The organism is Leucobacter triazinivorans, from assembly GCF_004208635.1.
In the GTDB taxonomy this organism is placed as follows: domain Bacteria; phylum Actinomycetota; class Actinomycetes; order Actinomycetales; family Microbacteriaceae; genus Leucobacter; species Leucobacter triazinivorans.
The window spans coordinates 3,294,596-3,310,465 of record NZ_CP035806.1; the positions used below are offsets into that span (position 1 = coordinate 3,294,596).

Sequence of the window (15,870 nt, forward strand, 5' to 3'; positions counted from 1 at the left end):
CGGGCGCCACCGATACACTGAGACGGTGACACTGACGACCTCGCGCGCCGCGTTCGACGCCGCGCGCGCCTCCCACGCCGTGCTCCCCGTCTGCCGCGAGATCTTCGCCGACGCGGACACCCCCGTCGGCATCTACCGCAAGGTCGCTGCGTCCCGTCCGGGGACCTTCCTGCTCGAGTCGGCCGAGCAGGGCGGCGTCTGGACCCGCTTCAGCTTCGTAGGAGCGGGGAGCTTCGGAGTGCTGGGCGAGCGCGACGGCCGGGCGCGGTGGACGCCGAGTGCGGCGGGCGCCGCCGTCACTGAGGAGCGACTGCTGCCGGGCGGGGTCGGCCCGCTCGCGCCGGTGGAGGCGCTGCGCGCCGTCTACGAGCGCTGGCGCGCCCCGCAGGTCGAGGGCCTGCCCCCGCTTGCGAGCGGCTTCGTCGGCTATCTCGGGTGGGAGACGGTGCGGCAGTTCGAGCGGCTCGAGAACGGTCCGGCGGATGGGCCGGGGCTGCCCACGCAGGGACTGAGCTTCGTTTCCGAGCTCGTGGTGATCGATCACCGCGAGGGCAGCGTCGTACTGCTCGCGAACGTGTTGAACGACGGGGTGCTGGAGGGCGGTGCGGCGTCCGACGCCGCCGACGCGCAGTGGGCCGATGCCCAGGCGAGACTCGATGCGCTGCAGGCGGCGCTCGCCTCGCCCTCGCCGTCGCCGCTCGGCGCGCTGGACCGCGAGGCGCTGCCCGATCCCGAACGGCTTACAAGCACACCCGAGTTCCTGGCGGCGGTCGAGCGCGCCAAGCGCCACATCGTCGACGGCGACATCTTCCAGGTCGTGCCGTCGCAGCGCTTCGACCAGCAGTGCTCGGCCGATCCGCTCGACGTCTATCGCGTGCTGCGCCACCTCAACCCCAGCCCCTACCTGTACCTCCTGCAGCTCGAGGATCACAACGGAGCACCCTTCGCGGTCGTGGGATCGAGCCCCGAGGCCCTCGTCACCGTGCAGGAGAACGGGCACGTGATGACGCACCCGATCGCGGGATCCCGGCCGCGCGGAGCGACCACCGAGGAGGACCAGCAGCACGAGCGCGATCTGCTCGCCGACGAGAAGGAGCGAGCCGAGCACCTCATGCTCGTCGATCTCGCGCGCAACGACCTGCTGCGGGTCTGCGAGCCGTCGTCGGTCGAGGTGACCGAGTTCATGCGGATCGAGCGCTTCAGCCACATCATGCACATCGTCTCGACGGTCGAGGGGCGAACTCGCGCGGGGCAGAACCCCATCGACGTGTTCCGGGCCACATTCCCCGCGGGCACCCTCTCCGGGGCGCCGAAGCCCCGGGCGCTCGAGATCATCGACGAACTCGAGACGGTGCAGCGCGGCGTCTACGGCGGGGTGGTGGGCTACTTCGGTCTGGGCGGGGCGGCTGACCTCGCGATCGCGATCCGCACCGCCACGATCGCGGGCGGCGTCGCGATGGTGCAGGCCGGTGCCGGGATCGTCGCGGACTCCGTACCGGAGGCCGAGGACGCGGAGTGCCGCAGCAAGGCGGCCGCACCCCTGCGGGCGATCGCCATCGCGAACACTCTGCATCGGCTCGGCGCAGATGCGGCGACTGCTGCGGTCGCGGTGCAGGGAGGCGGACATGCGCGCTAAGCCACTCGCCCTCGGCGGCGTCGCGCTCGCCGGGGCCGCGGCGTTGATCGCGGGATCCCAGACCTGGGTCTCGTTCATGCTCGACGGCACCCACAGCGTGGAGACCGTGACCGGCCACGCGGCGAATGCGGCGTTGACTCCCGTCGCCGTGGCGCTCATCGCCGCCGCGCTGGCGCTCACGATCGCCGGGCGGGTGTTCAGACGGGTGCTGGGGGCGCTCGTCGCCCTGCTCGGCGCAGGGCTCGTCGCGCTGTCGAGCGGGGTGATCGCCGACCCGCTCGGCGCAGCGGGGGCGCGGATCACCGAGCTCACCGGCATCGCAGGTGGAGCGGCAGGGTCGGAGGTGCTCTGGAGCGATGTCTCCGCCTGGGGGTGGGTGAGCGCGTTCGCCGGTGCGCTCGCCGTGCTCCTCGGTATGGTCGTCCTGCTGCTCAGCGGCCGCTGGGGAGCCGCAGGTCGCAAGTACGATGCTGCGCCGAAGGCTCGAGAGGCGTCGACCGGCGCCCCGGATCGGATCTCGGATTGGGACTCTCTGAGCGAGGGCACCGACCCCAGCGACGATTTCCGGTAGGCTTGAGCCGTTCAAATCTGTTCAGAGGAGATTCATGAGTACCCAGCACGGAGACCCCGGTCACGGTGATTCGCCCGCCGCATGGACGGCGGTCGTGGTGATGCTGCTCGGCATCGCAGCCGGCACCGTCTTCTTCTTCCTGCACAACGCGACGATGGTGTGGGTGTGCGCCGGCATCGTCGCCGTCGGTGCCCTGCTGGGGTGGATCCTCGCGAAGGCCGGCTTCGGCGTGAACGGCCCGAAGTTCAGCCCCAAGTCGCACGACTGACGTGCTCGAGCAACTGCTTGCGGGCTCCCTCGAAGACGCGGCGGAGCGCAGGGAGCTCATGCCCTACGCGCGGCTCGAGGCGGAGGCGCTCAGCCGTCCCGCCGCCCTTGACGCGCTCGCGGCCCTGGCGCCCGCCGATCACATGAAGGTGATCGCCGAGGTCAAGCGCGCGAGTCCGTCCCGCGGTGATCTGGCCGACATCCCCGAGCCGCAGGCGCTTGCGGCCCAGTACGAAGCCGGCGGGGCGAGCGCGGTGAGCGTGCTCACCGAGCAGCGCCGCTTCAAGGGTTCGCTCGCCGACCTCGAAGCGGTGCGCAAGGCCGTCAGCATTCCGGTGCTGCGCAAGGACTTCATCGGGGACGAGTATCAGGTGCTCGAGGCCCGCGCGGCGGGCGCCGATCTCGTACTGCTGATCGTGGCCGCGCTGCCGCAGCCCCGCCTCGAGCGGCTCCACACCATGATCCGCGAACTCGGAATGACCCCGCTCGTCGAGGCCCACACGGCCGACGAGGTGGCCCGCGCCGTCGACCTCGGCGCGCAGCTGATCGGCGTCAACGCGCGCGACCTGCGCACCTTCGAACTCGATCGCGAGCTCTTCGGCCGCGTGGCGGATCAGATTCCGGCCGGAGTCGTCCGCGTGGCCGAGTCCGCCGTGCTCGACGTCGCGGATGTGCAGCGCTATCGCGAGGCCGGGGCCGACGCGGTGCTGGTGGGGGAGGCGCTCGTCACCAACGATCCCATCGCGACGCTCTCGGCATACCTGAGCGTCTGAATCCGGCCCTCAGCGCATTCGGCGCCGCGATCCCGAGCCGTGAGCCGATCCGCACGGCACCCGAACCACGTTAGGCAGAGATGACAGACTCGCTCCGCGACCAGCACGGCCCGTTCTTCGGGGACTACGGCGGCCGGTACATGCCCGAATCGCTCATCGCAGCAATCGACGAGTTGACGGCCGCCTACGACGCGGCGCAGGCCGATCCCGCATTCCGCGCCGAACTCGTCGAACTGCTCGGCTCGTACGCCGGACGGCCGTCGCCGATCACCGAGGTGCCTCGCTTCGCCGAGCACGCGGGAGGGGCGCGGATCTTCCTGAAGCGCGAGGACCTCAACCACACGGGATCCCACAAGATCAACAACGTGCTCGGACAGGCGCTGCTCACGCGGCGGCTCGGCAAGCACCGCGTGATCGCCGAGACCGGCGCCGGTCAGCACGGCGTGGCGACGGCGACCGCCGCGGCGCTCTTCGGCCTCGAGTGCACCATCTACATGGGCGAGGTCGATACCGAACGGCAGGCACTCAACGTCGCACGCATGCGCCTGCTCGGTGCCGAGGTGGTGCCGGTGACCACCGGCTCGCGCACGCTGAAGGACGCGATCAACGAGGCGTATCGCGACTGGGTCGCGACCGTCGAGCACACCAACTACATCTTCGGAACGGCTGCGGGGCCGCACCCGTTCCCGGCGATGGTGCGCGACTTCCAGAAGGTCATCTCCGAGGAGGCGCGCGCCCAGCTGCTGGAGCGCACGGGGCGTCTGCCCGACGCGGTCGTCGCCTGCGTGGGCGGCGGATCCAACGCGATCGGCATGTTCGACGCCTTCCTCGATGATCCCGGCGTGCGCCTCTACGGCGTCGAGGCGGCCGGCGACGGCGTCGACACCCTGCGGCAGGCGGCGTCGATCGAGCGGGGCCGCCCCGGCATCCTGCACGGGTCGAAGACCTACGTGCTGCAGGACGAGGACGGGCAGACCATCGAATCGCACTCGATCTCGGCGGGACTCGACTACCCGGGCGTCGGTCCCGAGCACGCGTGGCTGTCCGACATCGGACGCGCCGAGTACATTCCGGCGACCGACGACGAGGCCATGCAGGCCCTCAGACTGCTCAGCCGCACGGAGGGCATCATCCCCGCGATCGAGTCGGCGCACGCCCTGGCGGGCGCGCTCCGGATCGGTCGCGAGCTCGGCCCGGAGGGCCTCATCGCCGTGAACCTCTCGGGGCGCGGGGACAAGGACATGGCGACGGCGGGCCGATACTTCGGTCTGCTCGACGAGCGGGAAGCGGGGGCCGGCGAATGAGCGGGCAGGAGTCTCGGGTCGCAGCGGCGATCCGCGCGGCGAAGCAGCACCGGCGCGGTGCGCTCGTGGGCTATCTGCCCGTGGGTTTCCCCGACCTCGACACGAGCATCGAGGCGGCCATCGCGATGGCGCGCAGCGGCGTCGACGTGCTGGAGCTCGGGCTGCCCTACTCCGATCCGGTCATGGACGGCGAGGTGATCCAGGAGGCGACTCAGACGGCGCTCGCGGGGGGCTTCCGTGTGTCCCAGGTGTTCGAGGCGGTGCGCCGCGTGCGGGAGGCCGTCGACGTGCCCGTGCTCATCATGACCTACTGGAATCCCGTGCTGCAGTACGGCGTGGAGCGCTTCGCGCACCGACTCGCAGAGGCGGGCGGGGCCGGTCTGATCACCCCGGACATCACCCCGGACGCGGCTGCGGACTGGATCGAGGTGAGCGAGCGCGCCGGCCTCGACCGCATCTTCCTCGCCGCACCCAGTTCGAGCGACGAACGACTGCGGCTCGTCGCCGAGTCGACGACCGGGTTCGTCTACACGGTCTCGACCATGGGCATCACGGGGGAGCGGGCCCAGCTCGACGCCGCGGCGCGCGGGCTCACGCGCCGATTGCGGGAGCAGGGCGCCGACCTGGCGTGCGTGGGCATCGGGATCTCGACCGCCGAACAGGTCGCGGCGGCACTCGAGTACGCCGATGGGGCGATCGTGGGCACCGCATTCGTCCGCGCCCTGCGCGACGGCGGCGTCTCGCGCCTCGCCGAGGTCGTGCGTGCGATCGCGGCCGGCACCCGGCGAGCCGACGGCGCAGCCGCCGTCGGTGCCGCGCTGTAGGATTGACCCGATCGCGGGCCCGCCCCGCGCCACACCCGAGTACGCACCCCGCGGCAGAGCGTCGCAGGCGAAAGAGGAGTGAATGATTCTCCCGTTGAGCATCCCGAGCCCCGATCTGCAGTTCCTCCAGATCGGGCCGCTGCGCATCTACTTCTACGCGCTCTGCATCATCACCGGCATCATCATCGCCGCCATCTGGACGGGCCGGCGGCTGTCGCGGCGCGGAGGCGAGCGCGGGGCCGTGTTCGACTTCGTGGTCTGGGCGCTCGTGCTCGGCATCCTGGGGGCGCGTCTCTACCACGTGGTGACGCACTGGGGCGACTACTTCGGGCCGGGCACGAACCCGCTCGACATCTTCGCGTTCTGGAAGGGCGGCATCGCCATCTTCGGCGCGCTGCTGGGCGGTGCGATCGGCGTGCTGATCGCCTCGCGGATCACCGGCATCCGGTTCTGGTCCTTCGCCGACGCCCTGGTACCGGGCCTCCTGATCGCGCAGGCGGTCGGTCGCCTCGGCAACTGGTTCAACCACGAACTCTTCGGCGGCCCCACCGCGCTTCCATGGGGCCTCGAGATCGAATCGAGCAATCCCGCCTTCCCGATCGGCCTTCCCGAGGGCACGCTCTTCCACCCCACCTTCCTCTACGAGGCGCTCTGGAACATCCTCGGCGTGATCGTGCTCCTCGCGATCGAGCGCAGGTGGCGTCCGCGCTGGGGCACGTTCTTCGCGATGTACCTGGTCTGGTACGGCGTCGGTCGCACCTTCACGGAATCGCTGCGCGTCGATCCGAGCCTGCTCTTCCTCGGGATCCGCACCAATGTGCTCGCGGCCTTCCTCGCGGTGATCGCGGGCGTCGTGATCTTCATCGTGCAGCGCCGTCGCCACGTCGGGATCGAGACCTCCGTGTATCTGCCCGGTCGGCACAACCCGAACGACGCCGTGCTCGTCGAGACCGCCGATCCCGAGCGGTACTTCCACGTGATCGACCGGGGCGGCTCGGGCGGCGACGAGGCGGAGCGGGCCGAGCAGGCCGCACCCGATCGCGCCGGATCCGCTCCGGCCAACTAGCCGAACGAAGGAGCCGACACCGATATGCGCCACGCCAAGATCGTCGCAACGTGGGGGCCCGCGGTCTCCAGCTACGACCACACCCTCGACCTCATCCGCGCCGGCGTGAACGTGGCCCGGCTCAACATGTCCCACGGCACCTACAACGTGCACGAGGGCATCTATCGCAACATCCGCCGTGCAGAGGCGGAGGTGGGGCGGCCCATCGCGGTGCTCGCCGATCTGCAGGGCCCGAAGATCCGTCTCGGCAAGTTCGAGGGCGGCCCCTACGAGCTCGAGGTGGGTGATGAGTTCGCGATCACGACGCGCGACGTGATGGGCGATCGGCATCTCGCGGGCACCACGCACCGGGGGCTGCCGGGGGACGTGAACCCCGGGGATCCGCTGCTCATCGATGACGGCAAGGTCGCGCTGCGCGCGGTGCGCGTCACCGAGGACACCGTGCACGCCGTGGTGGAGGTGCCCGGGGCCGTCTCCAACAACAAGGGCATCAACCTGCCGGGCGTGGCGGTGAACGTGCCCGCGCTGTCGGAGAAGGACGAGCAGGATCTGCGCTGGGCGCTGCAGCTGGGCGTCGACTACATCGCGCTGTCGTTCGTGCGCGACGCCGCCGACATCACGCGCGTGCACGAGATCATGGACGAGGAGGGGATCCGCCTTCCGGTCATCGCCAAGATCGAGAAGCCGCAGGCGGTCGACCACCTCGAGGAGATCGTCGCGGCATTCGACGGGATCATGGTCGCACGCGGAGATCTCGGCGTCGAGCTGCCGCTCGAGCGGGTGCCGCTCGTGCAGACCGAGGCCATCGCGATCGCGCGTCAGAACGCGAAGCCGGTCATCGTGGCGACGCAGGTGTTCGAGTCGATGATCGAGAACCCGCGCCCCACGCGCGCCGAAGCCTCCGACTGCGCGAACGCCGTGCTCGACGGCGCCGACGCGGTCATGCTCTCGGGTGAGACCAGCGTCGGGGCCTACCCGGTCGAGGCCGTCACCACCATGGCGCGCATCATCGAGGCGACGGAGGAGCACGCGCTCGATCGCATCGAGCCCCTGGGCACGGCGCCGCGCACTCAGGGCGGCGCGCTCACCCTCGCAGCGTCCGAGGTCGCCGACTTCATCGGCGCCAGGTACATCTGCGTGTTCACAGAGTCGGGCGATACGGTGCGGCGCATGTCCCGTCTGCGGCGCCCCATCCCGATCATCGGCTTCACACCCGACGCCGACACGCGTCGGCGCATGGAGCTCACCTGGGGCGCCCGCAGCTACGAGGTGTCGCGCGTCGGATCGACCGACGAGATGTTCGCGCAGGTCGACGAGGTGCTGCTCGACCACTCGCGCGTCGAGATCGGCGACAAAGTGCTCATCATCGCCGGGTCCCCTCCGGGCGTCGTCGGAACGACCAACACGCTGCGGATCCACCGCATCGGCGAGGCCACGGGGCAGCTTCCCGAAGCCGGTCCCCGCAAGCACACCGTCGGGCGCGGCAAGGTCTTCGTCTGATCGCCCTCGATGCCGAGTGAGGTGACGAGGAGTCCGCGCCGCACCGTTCGCAGCATTCAGTTCCTGCGTGCGCTGGCGGCGCTCGGCGTCGTGTACTACCACGCGGTAGATGCCGGGGGCGTGTTCGCGCTCCCCAGCACGGGGGCGTGGGGCGTCGACGTGTTCTTCGTCATCAGCGGCTTCATCATCGGCACGGTCACTGTGCAGAACAGCGCGCACTTCTTCAGACGACGGGTGTTCCGCGTGGTGCCCCTCTACTGGATCGCGACGCTCGCGTGGGCAGCCGCGGTGCTGCTCGTCCCGTGGCGGGAGGGCTCCACCGAGGTCGACCTGCCCGGTCTGCTGAAGTCGTTCTTCTTCATCCCCTATCAGATGCCGTTGCGCGAGGGGCCGATCCTGCAACTCGGGTGGACGCTCAACTACGAGATGTTCTTCTACCTCGTGGTCGCCGTGATGCTGGTGCTGCTTCGGACCGCTCGACCCGCGCTGTGGGGTGCGGTCCTGCTGCTCGGGGCGCTCGTGGTCAGCGGCTTCATCTGGCCCGCGTCCGAGCCCTCGCTCGCCTTCTATCAGAGCACCCTGCTGCTCGAGTTCCTCTCGGGTGTGCTGCTCTCCTTCGTCTACCGGAGGTTCGGGCAGGCCGGACGGCAGAGTGCCGGTGCCGCGGTCCGCGCGATCGGCTCCGGCGCCGGAGCCGCTGCAGCGCTCGCCGCTCTCGTCGTGCTGGTGCTGCAGGACCTGGGGGTGATCCCGCGTCTCGGGGAGCTGCGCGCCGTGTACTACGGGCTGCCCGCGGTGGTGCTGGTCGCCGCGGCGCTGTGGCTCGAGCCCCTCATCCGCGACGGCCGTCTCACCCGCGCGCTGCTCGCGATCGGCGACGCCAGTTACGCGATGTACCTCTTCCATCCGTTCGTCACGGTGGCCCTGTCCCAGGTGATCCTCGGAGGCGTGATCGCGACGGCGGGCGTGCCGCTGCGCATCGTGCTGTTGATCATGACGCTGGCCGCCGTGATCCTGAGCAGCATCGCGATCGACCGCTGGGTGGATCGTCCCATTCAGCGCGGGCTGAAACGCGGGTTCCTCCCGCAGCGGCGGCGTGATGAGCCGATCGGCCGGCGCGACTACGAATCGTCATCGTCCTCGATGTAGACCTCGGTGGATCCATCGAGGATCGGATGATCGAGCCTGTCGCCCCAGGGCACTCGTCGCACCGTGCCGTGCCCGTTGGCCGCCTCCGAGTCGCTCGCGTCGTGAATCGTGTGCGAGTTGTGCTGGGTGTTCGGCATCGTCGCCTCCTCGCGTCGCTGGCTTCCATTCTACCCCTGGATCTGGTATATGGAACCCACGATGCTGTCGGTGCCGGATGCGGGACTCGAACCCGCACACCTTTCGGCAGCGCATTTTGAGTGCGCCGTGTCTGCCAATTCCACCAATCCGGCGTGTGCTGCGCGACGACCTCCGGTGAGGAGGACAGAGAACAGACTAGCGCAGCTTCGACCCGCTCCCGTGTCGGAGCGCAGGCGATTCTGAGTCGTCGTGCGGCACGGATGTCGTAAGCTGGTGGAGTGAATGACCAGAGCACTGCACCGAGCGCCCCGCGACGCGTCGTCGTCGCGGAAGACGAGTCCCTGATCCGCCTCGACATCGTAGAGACCCTGCGCGACAGCGGCTACGACGTGGTGGGCGAAGCCGGTGACGGCGAGGAGGCGGTGCGCCTCGTGGAGGAGCTGCGCCCCGATCTCGTCGTGATGGACGTCAAGATGCCGAAGCTCGACGGGATCTCCGCGGCGGAGCGCATCAACAAGGACCACATCGCACCCGTGGTCCTGCTCACCGCCTTCAGCCAGCGCGAGCTCGTCGAGCGAGCGAGCGAGGCCGGCGCCCTCGCCTACGTCGTCAAGCCGTTCACCCCGGCGGACCTGATCCCCGCGATCGAGATCGCGCTGTCGCGCTTCCAGCAGATCGTCGCGCTCGAGAGCGAGGTCGCCGATCTCGCCGAGCGGTTCGAGACCCGCAAGCTCGTCGACCGCGCGAAGGGGATCCTCAACGACAAGATGGGGCTCAGCGAGCCCGAGGCGTTCCGTTGGATCCAGAAGGCGTCGATGGATCGTCGCCTCACCATGCAGGACGTGGCGAAGACGATCATCGATCAGCTCGGCCCGAAGAAGTCGTAGCCGCCTCGGCAGAATGCACGAGTGCCCCCGGCCGATGGCCGGGGGCACTCGTGCATTCACGAGATGCGCTTGTAGAAGTTCGTGATGCGCACCGTCGAGCAGCGGCGGCCCTGCTCGTCGCTGACGATGATCTCGTGGACCGCGACCGATCTCCCCAGTTTGATCGGGGTGCACACCCCGGTCACGATGCCCGATGTGGCGGAGCCCGTGTGCGTCGCGTTGATGTCGACGCCCACCCCGACGTGCCCTTCAGGGGCGACGAAGTTGGCGTGCATCGATCCGAGCGTCTCACCGAGCACCACGTAGGCGCCGCCGTGCAGCAGGCCGATCGGCTGGGTGTTGCCTTCGACCGGCATCATGGCGACCGCGCGCTCTCGCGTGAACTCGGTCATCTCGATCCCCATCCGGTCGGCGAGTGCGCCGAGGCCGCGCTCGCGGACGTACGCCAGTCCGGGGTCGGTCGGGTCGGTGTGCGGAGGGGTGGGGGCCGTCATGTCGTCTGCTGGTTCCTTGTCCGGGGCGGCTTGTAGGCTGGGCATGTGTCGAATCCTCAGCCTACCCTCATGATCATCGACGGCCACTCGCTGGCCTTCCGGGCGTTCTACGCGTTGCCCGTCGACAGCTTCCAGACCCAGAGTGGCCAGCACACGAACGCGATCCACGGCTTCATCGCCATGCTCATCAACCTGCTGGGCAATGAGCGCCCGGATGCGCTGGCCGTCGCCTTCGACATCTCCCGCCATTCCTTCCGCACGGAGGAGTACCCCGAGTACAAGGGCACTCGCGGCGAGACGCCGCCCGAGTTCAAGGGCCAGGTGCCGCTGCTGCAGGAGGCGCTGCACGCGATGGGGATCCGCACGCTCGAGAAGGAGAACTTCGAGGCCGACGATATCCTCGCCACGCTCGCGACCCGCGGCGCCGACGCCGGATATCGGGTGCTCGTGGTCAGCGGCGACCGCGACACGATCCAGCTGGTCGACGACCGGATCACGCTGCTCTATCCGTCGAAGCAGGGGGTGAGCGAGCTCACTCGATACGATGCCGAGAAGGTGATGGAGCGCTACGGGATCCGGCCGGAGCAGTACCCCGAGATCGCCGCGCTCGTGGGGGAGACGAGCGACAATCTGCCGGGCATTCCCCGCGTGGGCGAGAAGACCGCCGTCAAGTGGATCACCCAGTTCGGATCGCTGGAGGAGATTCTCCGCCGGCAGGACGAGATCGGCGGCAAGGTGGGGGAGAGCCTGCGCGAGCACGCGCACCTTGCGGAGCGCAACCGCCGGCTCAACCGGCTCGTGCGCGATGTCGAGCTCGACGTGACGCTCGACGAGCTGAAGCGGGGCGAGATCGACATGGGCGCGGTGCAGCAGGTCTTCGCCAGGCTCGAGTTCCGCACACTGCTGCAGCGCGTCGGCAAGCTCGCCGGCGCTGAGGTGCCGGCTGGCGGTGCGGCCTCGGCGACGGCGTCGCTCGTGCCGCAACGGCCAGAGGCGAAGAACCTGATCGACGAGGAGCTGGGCGACTGGCTCGACAAGGCGGATCACCCCGCCGTGCTGATCCGCGAGGCCGACTCGGGTTACGAAGTGGGGATCGCGACGCCCGATTCCTCCGTGCTGTTCCACTGGATTCCGGGCGGGCGGGACTACGCGCTCTTCGAGCAGTGGCTGGCCTCGGACGCCTCGAAGCTGTTCTTCGATGCGAAGCAGCAGATCGCGACCGCGCGTCGCGCGGGCGCGCAGATCGGAGGCATCGGGGGAGACCTGCTGCTCGCCGCCTGGCTGCTGCGCCCTGCGACGGCGGAGAAGAGCATCGCTGAGGCGGTGTTCCGCTTCCTCGGCGAGCAGGTGCCCGAGGGCGACCCGAATCAGCTCGTGCCCGACGAGGGCAGCGTGGCCGACGCCGCCGCGCTCGCCTGGTACGTGGCGCGCGCGCACGCCGCCGCCACCGAGCGCTTCCAGTCGCGCACGATCGAGATCTACCGCGATATCGAGTTGCCGCTCGTGCCGGTGCTCGCGGCGCTCGAGGAGCGCGGCGTCGAAATCGACCTGCCGCTCTTCGAAGCCCACCACGCCGAGCTCACGGCGCGGGTCGCGGACCTCGCGCAGCAGGCGTTCGCGGCGATCGGGCGCGAGGTCAACCTGTCGTCGCCGAAGCAGCTGCAGGAAGTGCTCTTCGACGAGCTCGACATGCCGAAGACGCGCAAGACGAAGAGCGGGTACACGACCGACGCGGCCGCGCTGGCAGAGCTGCAGGCGAAGAAGCCGCACCCCTTCCTCGATGCGCTGCTCGCGCACCGCGATGCGAACAAGCTGCGTCAGATGGTCGAGACGCTCATCAAGGCGGTGCAGCAGGACGGCCGGATCCACACGACGTTCGTGCAGACGGGAGCCAGCACCGGTCGACTGGCATCGACCGACCCGAATCTGCAGAACATCCCGGTGCGCTCGGAGGAGGGGCGCCGCATCCGCGAAGGGTTCATCCATGCACCCGACTACGAGACGCTCATGACTGCGGACTACTCGCAGATCGAGATGCGCATCATGGCTCACCTGTCGGGCGATGCGGGGCTCATCGAGGCCTTCAACGAGGGGGAAGATCTCCACCGCTTCGTCGGAGCGCGTATCTTCGGGGTCACCCCTGAGGAGGTGACGAGCGAGATGCGCTCGAAGGTCAAGGCGATGTCGTACGGGCTCGCGTACGGCTTGTCGGCCTTCGGCCTCTCCAAGCAGCTCGGTATCAGCGGTGCCGAGGCGAAGCAGCTCATGGTCGACTACTTCGAGCGTTTCGGGGGCGTCCGCGACTACCTGCGCTCCGTTGTCGACCAGGCCAAGCGCGACACCTTCACCGAGACGATCTTCGGCCGCCGCCGCCCGTTCCCCGATCTGGCGAGCCCGAACCGAGTCCTGCGGGAGAACGCCGAGCGGGCGGCCCTCAACTCGCCGATTCAGGGATCGGCGGCCGACATCATCAAGCGCGCCATGATCCAGGTCGAGCGCCGCATGCGCGAGGCCGATCTGCGCTCGCGCATGCTGCTGCAGATCCACGACGAGCTCATGTTCGAGGTCGCCGAGGGGGAGTGGGACGCGCTCGAGGCGATCGTGCGCGAGGAGATGGCGGGCGCCGCCGAGCTCTCCGTGCCGCTCGAGGTGCAGGTGGGGCACGGGAGCAACTGGAACGCCGCCGCGCACTGACGCTCGCGCTCCTTCAGGCAGGAGGGCGACTTCGCGTTTCCCGACCTCCTGGGGATCGGTCGCCTGCGTCGAGCGGCTCGCCCGGCTGCGGTGCCGCGGATGCGTCGGTGATCGACGAGGACGGAGCGGCAGGCGAGGCGGCGGTCCGCCCCGGGCGTGTCGTCACTTGTCGGGGCGTCCGTCTCGCGGTACGCTTGAGTGTCACATCTGTGGCGACTCAACCATGTCCAAATGTGGGTGAGCCTCGCGGATCATCGCATCCGCCCGGTCGCTCGGGCGCTCTCCCACCTGATTCCTGTCCATTCTGGAGACCAATTTCATGACGAACGCAACGACCGAGAGCAAGCAGGTCGCGATCAACGACATCGGCTCGGCCGACGACTTCCTTGCAGCGGTCGAATCGACCCTGAAGTTCTTCAACGACGGAGACCTCATCGAGGGCACCGTGGTGAAGATCGACCGCGACGAGGTGCTCCTCGACGTCGGGTACAAGACCGAGGGCGTCATTCCCTCGCGCGAGCTGTCCATCAAGCACGACGTGAACCCCGATGAGGTTGTTCAGGTCGGCGATCCCGTCGAGGCGCTCGTGCTCCAGAAGGAGGACAAGGAAGGTCGCCTCATCCTGTCCAAGAAGCGCGCTCAGTACGAGCGGGCCTGGGGCGATGTGGAGCGCATCAAGGAGAACGAGGGCGTCGTCACCGGAACGGTGATCGAGGTCGTCAAGGGCGGCCTGATCGTCGACATCGGGCTTCGCGGCTTCCTCCCCGCCTCGCTCATCGAGCTGCGCCGCGTGCGCGACCTGACCCCGTACCTGGGTCAGGAGATCGAGGCGAAGATCCTCGAGCTCGACAAGAACCGCAACAACGTCGTGCTGTCGCGCCGCGCGCTCCTCGAGGAGACGCAGTCGGCGACCCGCTCCTCGTTCCTCGCCGAGCTCAAGCCGGGCCAGGTGCGCAAGGGCGTCATCTCGTCGATCGTCAACTTCGGCGCGTTCGTCGATCTGGGCGGCGTGGACGGCCTCGTGCACGTCTCCGAGCTGTCGTGGAAGCACATCGAGCACGCCTCCGACGTCGTCGAGGTCGGCCAGGAGGTCACGGTCGAGGTGCTCTCGGTCGAGCTCGATCGTGAGCGCGTCTCGCTCTCGCTCAAGGCGACCCAGGAGGACCCGTGGCAGGTCTTCGCCCGCACCCACGCGATCGGCGAGATCGCTCCGGGCGTCGTCACCAAGCTCGTTCCGTTCGGCGCGTTCGTGCGCGTGGCGGACGGCATCGAGGGCCTCGTGCACATCTCAGAGCTGTCGGGTCAGCACGTCGAGCTCGCCGAGCAGGTCGTGCAGGCCGGCCAGGAGGTCTTCGTCAAGATCATCGACATCGATCTGGATCGCCGCCGCATCTCGCTCAGCCTCAAGCAGGCCAACGAGGGCGTCGATCCCGAGGGCACCGAGTTCGATCCCGCGCTCTACGGCATGACCACCGAGTACGACGAGAACGGCGAGTACAAGTACCCCGAGGGCTTCGATCCTGAGACTCAGGAGTGGAAGGAAGGCTTCGAGGCCCAGCGCGAGAAGTGGGAGCAGGAGTACGCTGCCGCCCAGGATCGCTGGGAGGCGCACAAGAAGCAGGTCGCCGCTTCGCTCACCGAGGTCGTTGCCGCTCCCGCCGCTGACAACGCCTCGCCGAGCTTCTCGAGCGACTCGGCTTCGACCGGTGCGCTCGCCGACGACGCCGCGCTTGCGGCGCTGAAGGCGCAGCTCGAGGGCAACTGAGCCCCTCCGCCCGTCCGTCGGGCGGGTGATCGACCGGAGGCCCGGAACCGCTGCCGCGGGGCCGGGCCTTCGGCGTACCGAAGCCCGGCATCGACGCGTCGATCACCGATCCCGTGTCAGCCGGCGAGACCGCCGGCGCGTCGGGCGGCGCGCTCGGCGAGCGCTCGGCGCAGCCGCCGGATGAGCACGACGAGCACCGCGACGAGCAGCGCGAGCGCGAGCACCGGGACCACGATCGCGAGCACGGTCAGGACGAGTGCGCCCAGGTCTTCGAGGGTGCTCGACACTGCGGCACCGGCCCCCGCCGTGAGGGTGTTGATCACCGGTCGCGCCACGGCCTTCAGCACGTGCGGTACGAGTGCGATGAGCACGCCGATCAGGAACGGCCAGACGTCGGCCGAGGCGATGAACTCGGCGGGGTCGGTGACGGCGAAGGTATCGCTGGACGATCCGGCGGAGAACACGATGCCGCCCGAGGCCGGGCGCACCACCGTCTGGAGCACGTCGTTGACGCTGTCGAGTGCGGGGAATTTGTCGACCAGCACCTCTACGAGCAGCAGCACGCCGAGCACGCCGAGCGCCCACTCGTTCTCGAGCCATGCCCACGCCGCCGGGAGCTGGACGAGCTCGGTGAAGCGCGACAGGAGGCCGAGGCCGAGCAGCGGGATGTAGGCGTTGAGGCCCGCCGATGCCGCGAGCGTCATACCGGTGATGAATTCGAGCACGAGCGCCTCCTGCCACAAGCCTATGACGCCTGGGTAGGGTATCTCCTATGGATTCGGCCGGAAGCCACGGTTCGTGG

General features: G+C 69.2%; 15 protein-coding genes and 1 tRNA gene. 12 read left to right on the forward strand and 4 right to left on the reverse strand.

The features are described from left to right. Positions 1-25: 25 nt before the first annotated feature. The 9 genes from EVS81_RS14870 (at position 26) to EVS81_RS14910 (ending at position 9,090) form a co-directional block, all read left to right on the forward strand. Entirely contained in the window at positions 26-1,636 is a 1,611-nt protein-coding gene (locus EVS81_RS14870; protein WP_130111067.1) for an anthranilate synthase component I, read from the forward strand. Then, positions 1,626-2,207, forward strand: a complete 582-nt coding sequence (locus EVS81_RS14875) for a Trp biosynthesis-associated membrane protein (protein ID WP_130111068.1) — start codon at positions 1,626-1,628, stop codon at positions 2,205-2,207. Before EVS81_RS14870 ends, EVS81_RS14875 begins: the two co-directional genes overlap by 11 nt. Positions 2,208-2,241: 34 nt before the next feature. Next, positions 2,242-2,475, forward strand: a complete 234-nt coding sequence (locus tag EVS81_RS14880; protein WP_130111069.1) for a DUF6704 family protein — start codon at positions 2,242-2,244, stop codon at positions 2,473-2,475. Position 2,476: 1 nt separating this feature from the next. Continuing rightward, positions 2,477-3,247 carry an indole-3-glycerol phosphate synthase TrpC gene (gene trpC, locus EVS81_RS14885; protein ID WP_130111070.1) on the forward strand — a complete coding sequence of 257 codons (771 nt, stop codon included), beginning with the start codon at positions 2,477-2,479 and terminating at the stop codon, positions 3,245-3,247. 80 nt (positions 3,248-3,327) lie between these two features. Next, positions 3,328-4,551, forward strand: coding sequence for a tryptophan synthase subunit beta (gene trpB / locus EVS81_RS14890; RefSeq protein ID WP_130111071.1), 1,224 nt, complete (start codon positions 3,328-3,330; stop codon positions 4,549-4,551). Continuing rightward, complete coding sequence (gene trpA / locus EVS81_RS14895; RefSeq protein ID WP_130111072.1) at positions 4,548-5,375, forward strand: tryptophan synthase subunit alpha; 828 nt, start codon at positions 4,548-4,550, stop codon at positions 5,373-5,375. Before trpB ends, trpA begins: the two co-directional genes overlap by 4 nt. Before the next feature lie 82 nt (positions 5,376-5,457). Continuing rightward, positions 5,458-6,441 carry a prolipoprotein diacylglyceryl transferase gene (lgt, locus tag EVS81_RS14900; RefSeq protein ID WP_130111073.1) on the forward strand — a complete coding sequence of 328 codons (984 nt, stop codon included), beginning with the start codon at positions 5,458-5,460 and terminating at the stop codon, positions 6,439-6,441. 24 nt (positions 6,442-6,465) lie between these two features. Continuing rightward, complete coding sequence (pyk, locus tag EVS81_RS14905; RefSeq protein ID WP_130111074.1) at positions 6,466-7,941, forward strand: pyruvate kinase; 1,476 nt, start codon at positions 6,466-6,468, stop codon at positions 7,939-7,941. A 9-nt stretch (positions 7,942-7,950) separates the two neighbouring features. Further along, positions 7,951-9,090 (forward strand): acyltransferase family protein, encoded by a 1,140-nt coding sequence (locus EVS81_RS14910; RefSeq protein WP_130111075.1) that lies wholly within the window; start codon positions 7,951-7,953, stop codon positions 9,088-9,090. Here the strand turns inward: EVS81_RS14910 and EVS81_RS15850 are convergent. Together EVS81_RS15850 and EVS81_RS14915 are read right to left on the reverse strand one after the other, a co-directional pair. Then, positions 9,063-9,227, reverse strand: a complete 165-nt coding sequence (locus EVS81_RS15850; protein WP_165384282.1) for a hypothetical protein — start codon at positions 9,225-9,227, stop codon at positions 9,063-9,065. The genes EVS81_RS14910 and EVS81_RS15850 overlap by 28 nt on opposite strands. 71 nt (positions 9,228-9,298) lie before the next feature. Next, positions 9,299-9,380 (reverse strand) — tRNA-Leu (locus EVS81_RS14915). Between the two features lie 126 nt (positions 9,381-9,506). On the opposite strand from EVS81_RS14915, the gene EVS81_RS14920 reads away from it, so the two are divergent. After that, positions 9,507-10,115: an ANTAR domain-containing response regulator gene (locus EVS81_RS14920; RefSeq protein ID WP_130111076.1), complete on the forward strand. Its 609-nt coding sequence runs from the start codon at positions 9,507-9,509 to the stop codon at positions 10,113-10,115. A gap of 56 nt (positions 10,116-10,171) precedes the next feature. Here the strand turns inward: EVS81_RS14920 and EVS81_RS14925 are convergent, their stop codons facing one another. Next, positions 10,172-10,609: a hotdog fold thioesterase gene (locus tag EVS81_RS14925; protein WP_130111566.1), complete on the reverse strand. Its 438-nt coding sequence runs from the start codon at positions 10,607-10,609 to the stop codon at positions 10,172-10,174. A 69-nt stretch (positions 10,610-10,678) separates the two neighbouring features. Between EVS81_RS14925 and polA the strand changes: the two genes are divergently transcribed. Beyond that, the gene (gene polA, locus EVS81_RS14930; RefSeq protein WP_130111567.1) at positions 10,679-13,303 is read left to right on the forward strand and encodes a DNA polymerase I; all 2,625 of its coding nucleotides are present in this window, start codon (positions 10,679-10,681) and stop codon (positions 13,301-13,303) included. A 319-nt stretch (positions 13,304-13,622) separates the two neighbouring features. Beyond that, positions 13,623-15,068 (forward strand): 30S ribosomal protein S1, encoded by a 1,446-nt coding sequence (rpsA, locus tag EVS81_RS14935; RefSeq protein ID WP_130111077.1) that lies wholly within the window; start codon positions 13,623-13,625, stop codon positions 15,066-15,068. A gap of 116 nt (positions 15,069-15,184) precedes the next feature. Here rpsA and EVS81_RS14940 read toward each other — a convergent pair whose 3' ends face one another. Further along, positions 15,185-15,793, reverse strand: a complete 609-nt coding sequence (locus tag EVS81_RS14940; RefSeq protein ID WP_205879349.1) for a DUF4126 domain-containing protein — start codon at positions 15,791-15,793, stop codon at positions 15,185-15,187. Between the last annotated feature and the right edge of the window lie 77 nt (positions 15,794-15,870).